This window comes from Wocania arenilitoris (assembly GCF_021728535.1).
Classification (GTDB): domain Bacteria; phylum Bacteroidota; class Bacteroidia; order Flavobacteriales; family Flavobacteriaceae; genus Wocania_A; species Wocania_A arenilitoris.
This window is the reverse complement of record NZ_JAKKDU010000003.1, coordinates 233,746-249,646: the sequence shown is the minus strand read 5'-3', so window position 1 is coordinate 249,646 and position 15,901 is coordinate 233,746. Positions and strand designations below refer to the sequence as shown.

The following is a 15,901-nucleotide window of genomic DNA, read 5'->3' as shown; positions in this document are numbered from 1 at the left end:
GAAATAGCATCAAAAAAAACCTCACATGACCTTATAAACTTATCTATATAACTTTACTTAACCTTATCTAACAATAATTAAATAATATTTTATTCCTTATATTCAACATCCATTGGTTAAATTTGAATTTAAATAGAGATTTACTTAAAACAAAAATAAATGAAACCAGATTTATTTGAAGCTCCAGATTATTATAATTTAGATGAACTTTTAACAGAGGAGCATAAATTAGTACGCGATGCTGCTCGCGAATGGGTAAAGAGAGATGTTTCTCCTATAATTGAAGAATATGCCCAAAAAGCAGAATTTCCTAATCAAATAGTTAACGGACTTGCAGAGATTGGTGCTTTTGGCCCATATATACCTGTTGAATATGGTGGTGCTGGGTTAGATCAAATCTCTTATGGTTTAATTATGCAAGAAATAGAACGAGGTGATTCTGGTGTGCGTTCTACAGCTTCAGTGCAATCATCTTTAGTTATGTATCCTATCTGGAAATATGGCAATGAAGAGCAACGCCAAAAATACTTGCCAAAACTTGCAAGTGGAGAATGGATTGGATGTTTCGGGTTAACAGAACCAGACCATGGTAGTAACCCAGGAGGTATGACAACCAACTTTAAAGACATGGGAGACCATTACCTTTTAAACGGTGCCAAAATGTGGATTAGTAATGCGCCTTTTGCTCAAGTAGCAGTAGTTTGGGCTAAAAATGAAGAAGGCAGAATTTATGGGCTTATTGTTGAGCGCGGTATGGAAGGGTTTACCACACCAGAAACACATAATAAATGGTCGCTTAGAGCAAGTGCTACAGGCGAACTCATTTTTGATAATGTTAAAGTGCCAAAAGAAAATTTATTACCTAACAAATCTGGTTTAGGTGCTCCGCTTGGTTGTTTAGATTCTGCGCGTTATGGTATTGCTTGGGGCGCTATTGGTGCTGCTATGGATTGTTATGACACAGCATTAAGATATTGCAAAGAACGTATTCAATTTGGCAAACCTATTGGCCAGTTTCAATTGCAACAAAAAAAGTTGGCTGAAATGATTACAGAAATTACTAAAGCACAACTTTTAGCATGGAGACTTGGTGTAATGCGAGAAGCAGGTACAGCTACCTCTGCACAAATATCTATGGCTAAACGAAACAATGTGAATATGGCAATAAATATTGCTAGAGAAGCAAGACAAATGTTAGGAGGCATGGGTATTACTGGCGAATACTCCATAATGCGACATTCTATGAATTTAGAAAGTGTGATTACTTACGAAGGCACACACGATATCCATTTATTAATTACTGGATTGGATGTGACTGGGTTGAATGCTTTTAAATAGTCCATATTTACATTACAAAAAAATGCTTATTTTTATTGTAAGTCTAGTATACAGATAAGATAAAAATTAGAGAGTTGAATTGGATATTCATAATGATAAGAATAGTCGAGTAGGTATGCTGTTGATAAACTTAAAAATTAGCTAAACACAAAGCATTGCTATTTAAAGCACTTTTTTGTTTACATTTACTCTTATGTTTTCAGCTAAAAAAAGATTAGATAAAGCTTACAAAAATGCTAAAATCATTGATTTTGATGATGAAAGCAAGTTTATTCTTTTTAGCGATTGCCATAGAGGAGATAATAGCTTTGCAGACGATTTTGCTAATAACCGTAACATCTATTTTCATGCTTTAAAACATTATTACGCTGAAGGTTTTCAGTATTGCGAACTGGGAGATGGTGATGAGCTATGGGAAAATCTTTCTTTTGACTCTATTTTGAATGCACATAAAAATGTATTTATGCTCATGAAATTGTTTCATAAAGATAATCGCTTGCATATGATTTGGGGGAATCATGATATGGTATATCGCGACCCTAATTATGTAAAAAAGCACTTATCTACATACTTCGACCCCAAAGTAGGAGAAGATGTTGAGCTTTTTGGAGATATTACCTATCATGAAGGTATTGTTTTAAAACACTGCTCAACAGAGCAAGAGTTGTTTTTAACCCACGGACATCAAGCCGATTGGTGGAATTATCTCTTCTGGAAATGGAGCCGTTTTATGGTGCGAATCCTATGGAAACCATTAAATGTAATGGGAATTGCAGACCCAACAAGTCCAGCAAAAAATTATAAAGAGCTTATAAAAGTAGAGCGCAGAACCAAAAAATGGATTGCAGAAAATAATAATTTATTAACTATTGCTGGGCATACCCATAGGCCTCGTTTTCCCGAACCTAGAGATATTGCCTTTTTTAACGATGGAAGTTGTGTGCATCCGCGAAGCATTACTGGAATTGAGATTGAAAATGGTAAAATATCATTAATAAAATGGCAAATTGCTACAAAGGATAATGGCACACTTCAAATCGTCAAGGTACTGTTAGAAGGCCCTAGGAAATTGGAAGATTACCGTACATCCTAAATTAACACACTCTAAAAAAGATACAAAGGCTATCTAAACACACCTTGTTTATGGCAAAAAGATGAAGTATTCAACTTGTTACAATTTGAAGTCTCATCGCAACCCTTAAAAATTAATATTGCTGTTTATAATACCAATTACACATTAAAATGATCTAAAAGGGTTTACATAATTTTTGATTATAAGTAATCCATTTTATGATTTCATTGTTTAAGTTATTTATTGACAAAATCATATAGCCATTGTTTTACGTTATCAAGGGTTTCGAACACATTGTTTTTGTAGTGTTGTTTGATGTAAAGCCATATTTTTTCACTTGGATTCAATTAGGGAGAATATGGTGGTATTCTAATGAGCTTAATATTGCCTGGTAATGTGTATTTTGATAAGCTGTGGAATGCAGCATTATCTATAATTATGATTACTAATTCTTCGATTTTTGTTGCAAGTCCAAGATGAGGTAGACACACTAAGCTCTGGGCGCAATCAAAACAGTAACAAGAAGTTAAGCGTTTTTTTTACTAAAATAACAGAAGACTTTAACCCATATCAAAACTAACAAAATATTGAATTGATGTTTAAAAAATTAATTTCAAAAAGCAATTTTAAACTAAAACGAAATTTATTTAATGCTGAAGTTCTTCTTCTCCATCTTTTAACGGAACATTTTGTGGCACAAAGTCGTCATCATGTCCAGGTTTGCTATAGTCGTAAGCCCAACGATGTACATGAGGAATTTCTCCTTCCCAGTTTCCGTGGATGTGTTTAATAGGTGCCGTCCATTCTAAAGTTGTAGAACGCCATGGATTTTGAATAGTTTTCTTTCCAAAAAACATACTTCCAAAGAAGTTATATAAATATACAATTTGAACGATACCTCCTATTAAAGCAAAAATGGTAATAATTACATTTACATTTGCTAAATCATCAAATAAAGGGAAGTTACTATTTGTATAATAACGACGTGGTAATCCTGCCATACCAATAAAATGCATTGGGAAGAATACACCATAAGCACAAATTGCTGTTATCCAAAAATGGATATAACCTAAGTTTTTGTTTAACATGCGTCCAAACATTTTTGGATACCAATGATATATTCCTGCAAACATTCCGTACAGCGCTGATATACCCATTACTAAATGAAAGTGCGCTACTACAAAGTAAGTATCATGCACATTAATATCTAAAGCAGAATCTCCTAAAATAATTCCTGTTAAACCACCAGTGATGAATGTAGACACAAAACCAATGGAGAATAACATGGCTGGATTCATTTGTAAATTACCCTTCCAAAGGGTCGTAATCCAGTTAAAAGCTTTTACCGCAGAAGGTATGGCAATTAAAAGCGTTGTAAATGTAAATACCGATCCCAAAAATGGATTCATCCCTGAGACAAACATATGGTGACCCCAAACTATAGTTGAAAGGAAAGCAATAGCTAAAATAGAAGCAATCATTGCGCGGTAACCAAATATGGGTTTACGTGAATTTGATGCCATAATTTCGGACACAAGTCCCATGGCAGGTAATATTACAATATATACTTCTGGATGCCCTAAGAACCAAAACAGGTGTTCAAACAGTACTGGCGAACCTCCTTGATAATGTAACACTTCTCCTTGAATAAATATATCTGATAAGAAGAATGAGGTACCAAAGCTTCTATCCATTATTAATAACAAAGCAGCAGATAATAATACAGGGAATGATACTACACCAATTATAGCAGTTATAAAAAACGCCCAAATTGTTAAAGGTAATCTTGTCATCGACATGCCTTTAGTACGTAGATTAATAACAGTAACTATATAATTAAGTGATCCTAGTAATGATGAAGCAATGAATATAGCCATAGACACTAACCAAAGTGTCATACCCATCCCTGAACCAGCTTGAGCCATTGGTAAAGCACTTAATGGTGGATAGATAGTCCATCCAGCAGATGCTGGACCAGCCTCAACGAATAAGGATATTACCATGATTACACTTGATAAAAAGAATAACCAATACGACACCATATTTAAAAATCCTGATGCCATATCTCGTGCTCCAATTTGCAGAGGAATTAACAGGTTACTAAACGTACCACTCAACCCCGCAGTTAATACAAAGAACACCATTATAGTACCATGTATAGTTACAAGTGCCAAATAAATATCGGCGTCCATAACACCATCTGGAGCCCATTTACCAAGTAAAGCTTCAAACAATACGTTTGGTTCTTCTGGCCATGCGATTTGCATACGAAACATCATAGACATTAAGACCCCTATAACCCCCATAATAGTACCTGTAATTAGATACTGCTTTGCAATCATTTTATGATCTTGACTAAATATATACTTAGTTACAAAAGTTTCTTTATGATGATGCCCGTGGTTGTCGTCGTGTGCGTGGTTATCTGCGTGTGCTGACATAATCTTATATCGTATTTATCTTTATAATTAGTTAACTAGAGAGTTTTTAAATTCTTTTTGCTCGCTTAACCAAGCATCAAATTCATCCTGTGTTTCTACTACAATTTTCATTTGCATGTTATAGTGCGATTTTCCACAAATCTTATTACACAATAGTAAGTAATCAAACTCATAAGGTTCTAAAGGTTCTTCTCCTTTTGCTAAAAGAGGTTTACTATTTTCAACTCTAATGTCATTTATATTTTTTACTTTCTCAATCATTTGTGGTGTTTGCCTCATATCAGCTGTGGTTACTGTTGGTGTAAAGCCAAACTGAGTAATCATACCTGGAACACAGTTCATTTGTGCTCTAAAGTGTGGCATATAAGCCGAGTGTAAAACATCTTGAGAGCGCATTTTAAATAATACAGGCTTACCAACAGGTAAATGTAATTCTGTTGTAATAATATCGTCTTGCGCATTAGGATCAGCTTCATCCAAACCTAAAATGTTAGCACGGTCAATATCAATTAAACGCACATTAGCTTTGCCTAAAGTATTATCGTTTCCAGCATATCGCGCTTTCCAGTTAAACTGTTGTGCATATAGTTCTACAACTAAGGTGTCTTCATCTTCTTCAACCCCCGTTATGTTAATCCAAGTGGTTAACCCGTAAATAATTAACCCTGCTAGAACAATTACAGGAATAATAGTCCAAATAAATTCTAACTTATTATTATCTGCAAAGAACAGGGCTTTTTTGCCTTTTTCCCCTTTATATTTAAAAGCGAAATAGTGTAATAAAAACTGAGTGATTGTTTGAACAATAAATATGATTACCATGGAGATAATCATTAAATTATCTATAGTTGGTCCGTGCTCTGAAGCTGAGTTTGACATTAATGGTAAATCGCCCCATTTTACAAAACATACAATGGTAATAACATAAATGAAAGCTAAAAAGCCCATCATTAAATAACCATTAATGGTATTGTCTTTATCTGTGGCAACTCCAGATATACTATCGTTTTTAGCTTGTGCTAAATCGAAAATCTTTACCATTTGCCAAATGGCAACTAAAATAAATACTAAAACTATAATTGTTAATAAAGCAGTCATTGGTATCGTTCGTCTTTATTTATATTTTAATTAATAATGAAATTCTTCACTTTCTTTTCTGAAAGGGTATCTTTTTACTAGTAATGGTGCTTTTGTTAAAGCGGTAAATACTACAAATATAAACAAGCCTGCAAATAGTAATATTGAGCTTATTTCTGGAATACCTATAAACCATCTGTCACCAACTGTTGCTGGCATAATCATATTAAAAATATCGATGTAATGTCCAAATAATATAACTAAACCTGTCATTACAACAAACCAAGGAATACGTTTATAATCGGCATTCATTAACATTAAAATTGGGAAAACAAAGTTTAATACAACCATACCTAAGAATGGCAATTTGTAATCATTAAAACGAGACACAAAATAGGTTACCTCTTCTGGAATATTTGAATACCAAATTAACATGAATTGTGAGAACCATAAATACGTCCAGAAAATACTAAAGGCAAACATGTACTTAGCGACATCATGCAAGTGGTTTTCGTTTACAAACTCTAATTGTCCTTTAGATTTTAAGTATATGGTAATTAATGCAATTACGGTAATACCACTAACAAACATTGATGCAAATACATACCAACCGAATAATGTTGAAAACCAGTGTGGGTCTACACTCATAATCCAATCCCAAGACATCATAGACTCTGTGTAAATAAAAAACACTAAGAATCCTGCAGCAATACGAAAAGATTTTTTAAAGTTTCTGTTATCATCTGCTGTATCTTGAGCTATCGAGAATTTACGTGAAAAATGACGGTATATACTCCAGCCTGCAATAAATATTAAGCCACGAATTACAAACCAAGGCAAATTTAAAAACCCTGACTTCCCTTTAATGAGTTTATCATGCTCTACAACTTCTGGATCCATCCAAATAAATAGATTATAATGTCCAATAGTACCAGAAGCCACAGCAATACCTAAAACAATTAGTGCCCCAGGCAATAAATAAGCTGTAATTCCTTCCATAACTCTAAAAAGTACGGGAGACCAACCTGCTTGCGATGCAATTTGAATGGCATAAAAAGCTAAAACACCTAACGCAATCATCATAAAGAAAAATGCGGCTACATATAACGCAGACCATGGTCTGTTTGCTATTTGATGCATAACATGCTCTACATGCTCTTTATGTTTATCAACATGATGTTCCCCTGCTTCAGCGTGGGCAGTTTCTCCATGAGAATTATTAGTAGCTTGTTCACCATGACTTGGAGCAGCATGTTCAGCTTCTTCTCCATGACCACCACCATGATGTGCTTCTTCTGCAAGCAACTGCTCAACTTGTTTAAAAGATTTATGAGATGTCATAAAGCTAATTCCTACACCAACAGTTCCAATTACCATTAGAATGATAGAAAATATTTTTAATCTATTTGAAAATGTGTACATATCTATATAATCTTATCTTCTTACTTTTCTAAATCTGCTTTTAACTTCAATACGTATGAAACGACTTGCCAACGCTCTTCTTCATTTAATTGGTTTGCATAAGAACCCATAGCGTTTTTACCATAATAAATAGTATGATAAGTGCTACCTGCAGTTATCGCTCTTCCTGCATCATCATAACTTGGAATACCAAGTATTTTTTCGCGCTTAACTAGTTTACCTTGTCCGTCTCCTTTGTTTCCGTGGCAAATTCCGCAGTATATATCGTAAAGTTTTTTTCCTCTTTCTAAATTTACTTGTGTTGAATCTAAAGGACTCATTAGGGTTGCTTTTGCTAACTCGTAGCCTTCGGTTGTGTTTTCAATATCGAAAGGAATATAACCTCTTGCAACAGATCCTTGGGCAGGTAATTGTGCCTCAATTCCATTAGGAAATGCCGCTTCACCATAAGTTTCATAACCTTCAGATTGGTACATGTTTGGCATGAATTGATAGTTTGGAGCGGTATCCTTTTTACATGATACAGCTATAAGTACAACTGCTAGTACTAATATTTTAATTAAGCCTTTCATCTGTGTTTTTATATTTTCCATTTTTGTCAGATGTAATTCACAAAACTTTTAATTTTTAAATTAAAAATTCTGTTCATTTCATATTAATGTGCATCTTCTTTATCAATAATATTAATCTCAACTGCTCCCGTATCAGCTAATAAACTTTGTAGTTCATTTTCGTTACCATGAACTGCAATTTCCATTAAAAAATGATCATCAGTTGTTCTTGGATCAGGGTTTTCGGCATTTTTAAATGGCCACATTCTACTACGTAAATAAAACGTGATAACCATTAAATGCGCTGCAAAAAACACTGTTAGCTCAAACATAATTGGAACAAATGCTGGCATGTTTTCTAAATAACTAAAGCTTGGTTTTCCTCCAATATTTTGAGGCCAATCTTCAATCATTATAAAATTCATCATAACGATTGCCACAGTTAAACCAACTAAACCGTACATAAATGCTGTAATGGCAATACGTGTTGGTGCTAATCCCATAGCTTTATCTAATCCGTGAACCGGAAACGGTGTATATATTTCTTCAATATGATGTCTTTCTGCCTTAACTTTTTTAACAGCCGACATTAATACATCATCATCAGTATAAATAGCGTGAATAACTTTTGAAGCTTCCATTGACTATATTTAATTTATTAATTTTTTAGCTTGTCCTGCCCAATCATCACGTTCTGCTCTTCCTGGGAAAGATTCAGTAATTGAGTCTAACAAGTCGTATTCTTTTTTTGTCATTTTACTAACTTGGAGGAATGTATAAATACCAATGCTATTTAATACGTCTTCCATTTTAGGTCCAACACCACTTATTTTCTTTAAATCATCAGCTGTTTGAGTTGCTGCATCAAAAGTCCCGATGCTACCTAGTAAACTACTTACTTTTTCTGAATTATCTTCTGTAGAAGTTTCAACTGGTTTAGAAACTGTTCCTCTTGAAGTTCTAGCATCAATACCAGCACCAACTAAACTTTCTCCAGACTCTCTTAATCTTTTATAACGTTCTCCAGATGATTTTAAAATCGTTTTCACTTCAGCCTGAGCTATTACAGGGAATGTTCTTGAGTATAATAAGAATAGTACAAAGAAAAATCCAATAGTTCCTATAAAAATTCCAATATCTACAAAAGTAGGCGAAAACATCGTCCATGATGATGGTAAGTAATCACGGTGTAATGACGTTACAATAATTACAAAACGCTCAAACCACATTCCAATATTTACTACTATTGAAATTAAGAATGAGAACATAATACTTGTTCTTAATTTCTTGAACCACATAAATTGCGGAGAGAATACGTTACAAGTCATCATCGCCCAATATGCCCACCAGTAAGGACCTGTTGCTCTATTTAAGAACGCGTATTGTTCGTATTCTACACCAGAATACCAAGCTATAAATAATTCTGTAATATAGGCTACACCAACTATAGAACCTGTAATCATGATTACAATGTTCATTAATTCGATGTGCTGTACTGTAATATAGTCTTCAAGGTTACACACCTTTCTCATGATAATAAGAAGTGTGTTTACCATGGCAAATCCTGAGAATACCGCTCCAGCAACAAAGTATGGCGGGAATATGGTAGTATGCCAACCAGGAATAACAGATGTTGCGAAGTCAAACGATACAATAGTATGTACAGAAAGCACAAGTGGTGTTGCTAAACCTGCAAGCACTAAAGATACTTCCTCAAAACGTTGCCAATCTTTTGCTCGACCAGACCATCCGAAACTTAATAAAGCATATATTTTCTTTTGGAAAGGTTTTACTGCTCTATCACGAATCATCGCAAAATCTGGTAATAAACCTGTCCACCAGAATACTAATGATACCGATAGATATGTAGAAATTGCAAATACATCCCAAAGTAATGGCGAATTAAAGTTTACCCAAAGCGACCCAAATTGATTTGGAATAGGTAATACCCAATAACCTAACCATGGTCTTCCCATATGAATAATTGGGAATAAACCTGCTTGAACAACCGAGAAAATGGTCATTGCCTCTGCAGAACGGTTAATAGCCATTCTCCATTTTTGACGGAATAATAAAAGTACCGCAGAAATAAGTGTTCCTGCATGACCAATACCAACCCACCAAACGAAGTTTGTAATATCCCAAGCCCAACCTACGGTTTTATTTAAACCCCAAGTTCCGATACCTGTTGATATGGTATAAATGATACATCCAATTCCCCAAAGAAAAGCAGCAAGTGCAATACTAAAAACTATCCACCAGTGCTTATTTGCTTTTCCTTCTACAGGTTTTGCTACATCCACAGTAACATCGTGGTATGATTTTTCGCCTGTAACTAAAGGTCTTCTAATAGGTGCTTCGTAATGAGACGCCATAATTATATAATTGATTCTTTAATTAGATTTATGCTTCTGTTGTATTTCTCACTTTAGTTTGATACTGCACATTAGGCTTAGTACCAACACTTTCTAATAAGTGATACATACGGTTATCTTCTTTAAGTTTTGCAACTTTACTTTCTTTATCATTAATGTCTCCAAATACCATAGCGCCACTGCTACAAGCTGCAGAACAAGCTGTTTGGAATTCACCATCTTTAATTTCGCGTCCATCGCGTTTTGCATCAAGAATAGTTTTCTGTGTCATTTGAATACACATAGAACATTTTTCCATAACACCACGAGAACGTACAACCACATCTGGATTTAACACCATACGCCCTAAATCATCATTCATATGATAGTCGAACTCATCGTTACCAGTATATAAGAACCAGTTAAAACGACGTACTTTATAAGGGCAGTTGTTTGCACAATATCTTGTACCTACACAACGGTTATAAGCCATATGGTTTTGACCTTGACGGCCATGTGATGTTGCCGCTACAGGACAAACCGTTTCACAAGGTGCGTGATTACAATGCTGACACATTACTGGTTGGAATGCTACTTGAGGATTCTCAGAGGCACTTTCCATTTCACCAAATTCACTTAAGGAACTACTTAATCCAGAAATATTATCTTTTTTATCGTTGTCTCCTTCAAATGATTCTTCAGATGAATAATATCTATCTATACGTAACCAATGCATATCACGGCTACGACGAACTTCTTCTTTACCAACAACAGGCACATTATTTTCTGCATGACATGCGATAACACAAGCGCCACATCCAGTACATGCATTCAAGTCAATAGACAAATTGAAATGATGCCCTATTGAACGATCAAACTCATCCCATAAATCAACTTCTGAAGATGTAACCGGTGTTTCAACATGGTTTAAAGATACTACAGGAACAGCATTCCAATGTTTCTTATCTTTTGTATTGAAAATTTCTAAAGTGGTTTCTTTAATAATATCGCCACGACCCATTAAGGTATTATGTAACTGTACTGAAGCAAATTCATGCTCGCCAGCAGCAACTTCAACTGTAACTGACTGTACATTATTAAAGTTTTGATATAATGGGTAGGCATTTACGCCTGTTTGCATTTCCTCTTTTAAACCTAACGTTTTTCCGTAACCAAATGCTAATCCAACAGAACCTTTTGCTTGTCCTGGTTGAATCATTACTGGCACTTTAATTGGTTCTTGTCCGTTTACAGAAACATTTGCATAACTTCCGTTCAATGCGCCTGTTGCTACATGCGTATTAACTAAACCTAATACATCTGCATCAGCTTTAGATACCGTTAAATAGTTATCCCAAGATGTTCTAGTTAATGGATCTGGAAATTCTTGTAACCATGGGTTGTTGGCTTGTTGCCCATCACCCATACCAACTTTGGTATATAATGTTAACTCTAAACCTGAGTTTGACTTAACAGATGCTGCTAAAGTTCTGGCTGCATTTCCTGGAGGTGTAACTTCTTCCTCAGATTCTACAGATTCAGACTCAGTTGTATCTTGAGTTTCAGTAGCAATGGTTCCAACATAAACACCATCGTGTAGTGCTTTGTTAAAAGAACTACCTCCTAAAATAGTAGTACCCCAAGCTTCTTTTATATAATCGTGATAAGAACTATCGTTTCCTGTCCACTTTAATAAAGCTTCTTGAAATTGTCTAGTATCAAACAAAGGACGAATTGTTGGTTGTGTTAACGCATAATGTCCTTTTTTAATTTCTACATCGCCCCAAGACTCTAAATAGTGAGGCGCTGCTGCAATATAATCTGTTAGTGTTGATGTTTCATCTGCCTTCAAAGAAAAGGTTACAGATAAATCAACTTTTTCTAATCCTTCAGCAAAATCTGAAGCATTAGGAAGCGTGTACATCGGGTTAACACCACTCATAATTATTGCTCCAACAGTGCCTGCTTTCATGTCAGTAACTAATTTAGCTACTGCTTTATCATTACCTTGTCTTGTTTTAATTGGAGCAGCTTTGTCAAAAGCTTTACTGTTTAAAGCTTCATTTATTTCTAAAGCTACGGTTTGTGCATTTACATCTTGAATTCCTGTAACTACAACACCGTTGCTTCCTGCTTTTTTAAGTTGTGAAGCTGCTTTTTGAAGCGCTTCATTTATATGCTCTGGTAAATCTGTGGATACAGAACCACCAACAACTAAACTATGTAGTTTTGCTAAAGCTTGTTTTTGCTGGCTTGGTGTTAAAGGCACACGTTTATCGGCATTAGCTCCAGTTAATGACATATTTGATTCAAACTGAATATGACGCGACATTTTACCGTGATCTGGAACTCTGTTTTTTGAATATCCAGAATCAAATCCTCCACCTTGCCAGTCGCCTAAGAAATCGGCGCCTACTGACACAATAGTCATCGCTTTCGAGAAATCGTAATTTGCTAATCCACGCTCACCATACTTAGCTTGAAAAGCATCTAAAGCAGCTGATTCTGAAACCGCATCGTAAACGACATGACGTACATTACCAAACTTTTCTCCAAATTCAGCAATCAACTTACTTGTAGAAGGACTTGCAAATGTTTGTGTTAATAAAACAATATCTTTATTTGCAGCCGCAATATTTGTTAAAGCTTCCCCTGTTTCTTCATCAAAAGTACTCCAAGTGATAGAATCACCTGCTTTACTTGGACCTTGAACTCTTAAGCTGTCGTACAATCCTAAAACCGATGCGTTTACTCTAGCGTTAGCATTACCATTTGTAGCTGCTAAAGCATTGTTTTCGATTTTAATTGGTCGACCTTCGCGGGTTTTTACCAAAACACTTGCAAAATCAAAACCATCAGCAATTGTTGTTGCATAGTAATTAGCAACACCAGGAATAATTTCTGTAGGCTGTACTACGTAAGGAATAGATTTAACTACAGGACCTTCGCAAGCTGCTAAAGATGCAGCAGCAGTACTAAAACCAACGTACTTTAAGAAATCGCGACGTGTTGTTGATGTTTCCTCTAAGGTTTCTTTATTACCTAAAAATTCATCAGTAGGAATCTCATTAACAAACTCGTTTTGTTTTAGCGTCTCAACAATAGAGCTATTTTCGTTTAGCTCCTCAACACTTTTCCAGTATTTCTTGTTTGATGACATATTGTTTACTAGTTATTAGTTGTTAGTTATTAGTTATTAGCGTTATACTAAAACTAAAACTTTTACTTTTTATTAATTAATAATGACACTTACCACATTCTAATCCGCCCATTTGAGCAGGTGTTAATTTATCTACACCATACTTTTTAGATAACTCTTCATGTATTTTAGTGTAATAAGCATTATCTTTTACATTAACGTTTGTTGTTCTGTGGCAATCTATACACCAACCCATAGTTAATGGCGCATGTTGGTACATAACTTCCATTTCTTCAACTGGTCCATGACATGTTTGGCATTCAACACCTGCAACAGTAACGTGTTGTGAGTGATTGAAGTAAACAAAGTCCGGTAAATTATGAATACGAATCCATTTAACTGGTTGAGCATCTCCTGTATACTCCTGGTTTTCATCATCCCAACCTGCTGCTGCGTATAACTTTTTAATTTCTGCATTATAATCAACTCCTATTTTCTTTCCTTCTGCTAAAGTTTCAGGTGCTACTTCGTATATTGATTTGTGGCAATTCATACACACATTTAAAGAGGGTATTCCAGAAGTTTTACTTGTTCTAGCGGATGAGTGACAGTACTTACAATCAATACCATTATCGCCAGCATGAATTTTATGCGAATAATGAATTGGTTGCACAGGCTCGTAACCTTGATCGACACCAATTTGCATAAAGTAACCAAAAGCAAAATATGCACTTGCTAATAAAAAGAATATAGCAACAACAATCATTAAAAATTGATTTTGTACAAAAGCTTTCCATAACGGTTTTCTTTTTGTTTCTTCAGCAATATCAATATTTTGAGCCGAAGCAAAACGACGTAATGTTTTATTTACTAAATATAAACCAGAAGCTAATAGAATAAATAAAATAGCTAAGGCGCCTAAAATGATTTCATTAGAAATACCACTAGAATCTGCATCAGTGTCTCCACTAGCAACTGCTGTTTCTACAACAACTGGAGCTTTCTTTTCTTCTGCGGTATATGCTAAAATATTATCAATATCTTCGTTAGATAGTTGTGGAAAAGCAGTCATTGCAGCGCCACCGTACTCGTTATAAATCTTATTGGCATAAGCATCGCCTGCTTTAATCATGCCAGCACTGTTTTTTATCCAAGCATAAAGCCATTCTCTATCTAGACCTTCATCATCGGCTAAACGTTTTTCAACATTACGTAGCGCAGGCCCAGTCATTTTCTTATCTAAAGTATGACACGCTGCACAATTTGCATTGAATAACGATTTTCCTTTTGCTGAATCTCCATCTTGAGCCGAAAGAGATGTTGTAAATGCTAGTAAAATAACGAACCCAAAACGAAGACTATTTGTGGTTAGTTTACGGTAAATTACCTGTATCATATTGTTGGTTAAATTAACTTCTAAACTTTGGTATGATTTTTTCATTTAATAATGGAAAAAAATACAGTTAAAAAAATCTCTCGCAAAAGTAATATTAAAAGTCCATTTTAGAAATGTTACAGAAGTGTTAATTGATAATTTAGAGGGATTCTAAATAATAAAAAGAGCTATAATTTAGTTTATAACGTATACATTTGTATAAATATAATTAAAAGAATGAGCACATTAAAATTTAAAGCCATCTTGTTTTCAGTTGCATGCCTAGTAATAATCTCATCTAATTGCTTTGCACAACAAGGCCATGTTACTATAAATCAAGACAAAAATATTCCAAATTTATTAGCTCTTAAAAAAGAGCTTAATAAAGACGAAAACGCTTCTGATAGATACAAAATACAAATCTATAACGGTAATCGTACAGGTGCTGAATCTGCTCAAAAAGAATACTATACTTTATACAACCAGTGGCGCTCTTCTTTAGAGTTTGAATTGCCAAGAAATTACAAAATATGGGTAGGTAGTTTTAGAACACGATTAGAAGCCGATAGAGCTTTAAAGCGAATTAAAAGAAATTTCCCAAACGCATTTGTTTTTAAGCCAAAAAAGAAAAAGAGTTAACCATTAATTTCTTGATGGGAAAATTCCATGTAAAGCAATTATATAATTAATTCTGAGGTAAGGATCTCTGGTATCTAACTTATCACTACTGCTTTTAACTGTATAAGTATCGTAGGTTTTACCAGTAGGTTTTTCAGAAACAGTCATTATTCTTAATACTTTTGATTCTGACCCTCCTTTATCTCCAACTCTTGTATATAAATCACTTTTATTCCCTAGATGAATAGGTGTTCTATCTCGTAAATCTGGCAATGCAAATGTTGTTCTACCATCACCACCATAATTAGTTCCCAATAAAGAAAACAAAGCTGGATTTTGACTTATTGGCAATAATTGCCCATCACAAAACGCCCATCCTCTTGGTGCAAAATTACCAGCAAACATTTTAATTTCCCCCATCATTGGCTCTTGAGCAAAAGAAAATGAACTTGACAACATAAAAAAAGATACAAAAAATAAATATTTGAATTTCATCATTAAAATAGTTTTAAAT

At 34.6% G+C, this 15,901-nt stretch carries 12 protein-coding genes; 3 read left to right on the top strand and 9 right to left on the bottom strand.

All coding sequences use genetic code 11. From position 1 onward, the window contains the following. The first annotated feature begins 159 nt into the window (after positions 1-159). Positions 160-1,338 carry an acyl-CoA dehydrogenase family protein gene (locus tag L3X37_RS03735; RefSeq protein ID WP_237238834.1) on the top strand — a complete coding sequence of 393 codons (1,179 nt, stop codon included), beginning with the start codon at positions 160-162 and terminating at the stop codon, positions 1,336-1,338. 193 nt (positions 1,339-1,531) lie between these two features. Next, the gene (locus tag L3X37_RS03730) at positions 1,532-2,431 is read left to right on the top strand and encodes a metallophosphoesterase family protein (protein WP_237238833.1); all 900 of its coding nucleotides are present in this window, start codon (positions 1,532-1,534) and stop codon (positions 2,429-2,431) included. 626 nt (positions 2,432-3,057) lie between these two features. Here L3X37_RS03730 and L3X37_RS03725 read toward each other — a convergent pair. The 8 genes from L3X37_RS03725 to L3X37_RS03690 form a co-directional block, all read right to left on the bottom strand. Further along, positions 3,058-4,851 (bottom strand): cytochrome c oxidase subunit I, encoded by a 1,794-nt coding sequence (locus L3X37_RS03725; RefSeq protein ID WP_237238832.1) that lies wholly within the window; start codon positions 4,849-4,851, stop codon positions 3,058-3,060. Positions 4,852-4,878: 27 nt separating this feature from the next. Next, positions 4,879-5,949, bottom strand: a complete 1,071-nt coding sequence (locus L3X37_RS03720; RefSeq protein WP_237238831.1) for a cytochrome c oxidase subunit II — start codon at positions 5,947-5,949, stop codon at positions 4,879-4,881. Positions 5,950-5,979: 30 nt separating this feature from the next. Then, positions 5,980-7,350: a quinol:cytochrome C oxidoreductase gene (locus L3X37_RS03715; RefSeq protein WP_237238830.1), complete on the bottom strand. Its 1,371-nt coding sequence runs from the start codon at positions 7,348-7,350 to the stop codon at positions 5,980-5,982. 20 nt (positions 7,351-7,370) lie between these two features. Beyond that, entirely contained in the window at positions 7,371-7,922 is a 552-nt protein-coding gene (locus L3X37_RS03710; protein WP_237238863.1) for a c-type cytochrome, read from the bottom strand. Between the two features lie 83 nt (positions 7,923-8,005). Continuing rightward, the gene (locus L3X37_RS03705; protein WP_237238829.1) at positions 8,006-8,542 is read right to left on the bottom strand and encodes a DUF3341 domain-containing protein; all 537 of its coding nucleotides are present in this window, start codon (positions 8,540-8,542) and stop codon (positions 8,006-8,008) included. Between the two features lie 9 nt (positions 8,543-8,551). Beyond that, positions 8,552-10,276, bottom strand: a complete 1,725-nt coding sequence (locus tag L3X37_RS03700) for a helix-hairpin-helix domain-containing protein (RefSeq protein ID WP_237238828.1) — start codon at positions 10,274-10,276, stop codon at positions 8,552-8,554. Positions 10,277-10,304: 28 nt separating this feature from the next. Further along, on the bottom strand, positions 10,305-13,415 hold the full coding sequence (locus L3X37_RS03695; RefSeq protein WP_237238827.1) for a TAT-variant-translocated molybdopterin oxidoreductase: 3,111 nt from the start codon (positions 13,413-13,415) through the stop codon (positions 10,305-10,307). Between the two features lie 76 nt (positions 13,416-13,491). Further along, positions 13,492-14,790, bottom strand: a complete 1,299-nt coding sequence (locus L3X37_RS03690; protein ID WP_237238862.1) for a c-type cytochrome — start codon at positions 14,788-14,790, stop codon at positions 13,492-13,494. A gap of 216 nt (positions 14,791-15,006) precedes the next feature. Between L3X37_RS03690 and L3X37_RS03685 the strand changes: the two genes are divergently transcribed. Then, positions 15,007-15,408: an SPOR domain-containing protein gene (locus tag L3X37_RS03685; RefSeq protein WP_237238826.1), complete on the top strand. Its 402-nt coding sequence runs from the start codon at positions 15,007-15,009 to the stop codon at positions 15,406-15,408. Positions 15,409-15,411: 3 nt separating this feature from the next. On the opposite strand, the gene L3X37_RS03680 is transcribed toward L3X37_RS03685, so the two are convergent. After that, positions 15,412-15,846, bottom strand: coding sequence for a phage tail protein (locus tag L3X37_RS03680; protein WP_439654827.1), 435 nt, complete (start codon positions 15,844-15,846; stop codon positions 15,412-15,414). Positions 15,847-15,901 lie beyond the last annotated feature (55 nt).

Excerpts from the sequence above, each read along its gene's own strand:
- L3X37_RS03735 (WP_237238834.1), top strand. The coding sequence starts at position 160 with ATGAAACCAGATTTATTTGAAGCTCCAGATTATTATAATTTAGATGAA.
- L3X37_RS03730 (WP_237238833.1), top strand. The coding sequence starts at position 1,532 with ATGTTTTCAGCTAAAAAAAGATTAGATAAAGCTTACAAAAATGCTAAA.
- L3X37_RS03725 (WP_237238832.1), bottom strand. The coding sequence starts at position 4,851 with ATGTCAGCACACGCAGATAACCACGCACACGACGACAACCACGGGCAT.
- L3X37_RS03720 (WP_237238831.1), bottom strand. The coding sequence starts at position 5,949 with ATGACTGCTTTATTAACAATTATAGTTTTAGTATTTATTTTAGTTGCC.
- L3X37_RS03715 (WP_237238830.1), bottom strand. The coding sequence starts at position 7,350 with ATGTACACATTTTCAAATAGATTAAAAATATTTTCTATCATTCTAATG.
- L3X37_RS03710 (WP_237238863.1), bottom strand. The coding sequence starts at position 7,922 with ATGAAAGGCTTAATTAAAATATTAGTACTAGCAGTTGTACTTATAGCT.
- L3X37_RS03705 (WP_237238829.1), bottom strand. The coding sequence starts at position 8,542 with ATGGAAGCTTCAAAAGTTATTCACGCTATTTATACTGATGATGATGTA.
- L3X37_RS03700 (WP_237238828.1), bottom strand. The coding sequence starts at position 10,276 with ATGGCGTCTCATTACGAAGCACCTATTAGAAGACCTTTAGTTACAGGC.
- L3X37_RS03695 (WP_237238827.1), bottom strand. The coding sequence starts at position 13,415 with ATGTCATCAAACAAGAAATACTGGAAAAGTGTTGAGGAGCTAAACGAA.
- L3X37_RS03690 (WP_237238862.1), bottom strand. The coding sequence starts at position 14,790 with ATGATACAGGTAATTTACCGTAAACTAACCACAAATAGTCTTCGTTTT.
- L3X37_RS03685 (WP_237238826.1), top strand. The coding sequence starts at position 15,007 with ATGAGCACATTAAAATTTAAAGCCATCTTGTTTTCAGTTGCATGCCTA.
- L3X37_RS03680 (WP_439654827.1), bottom strand. The coding sequence starts at position 15,846 with ATGTTGTCAAGTTCATTTTCTTTTGCTCAAGAGCCAATGATGGGGGAA.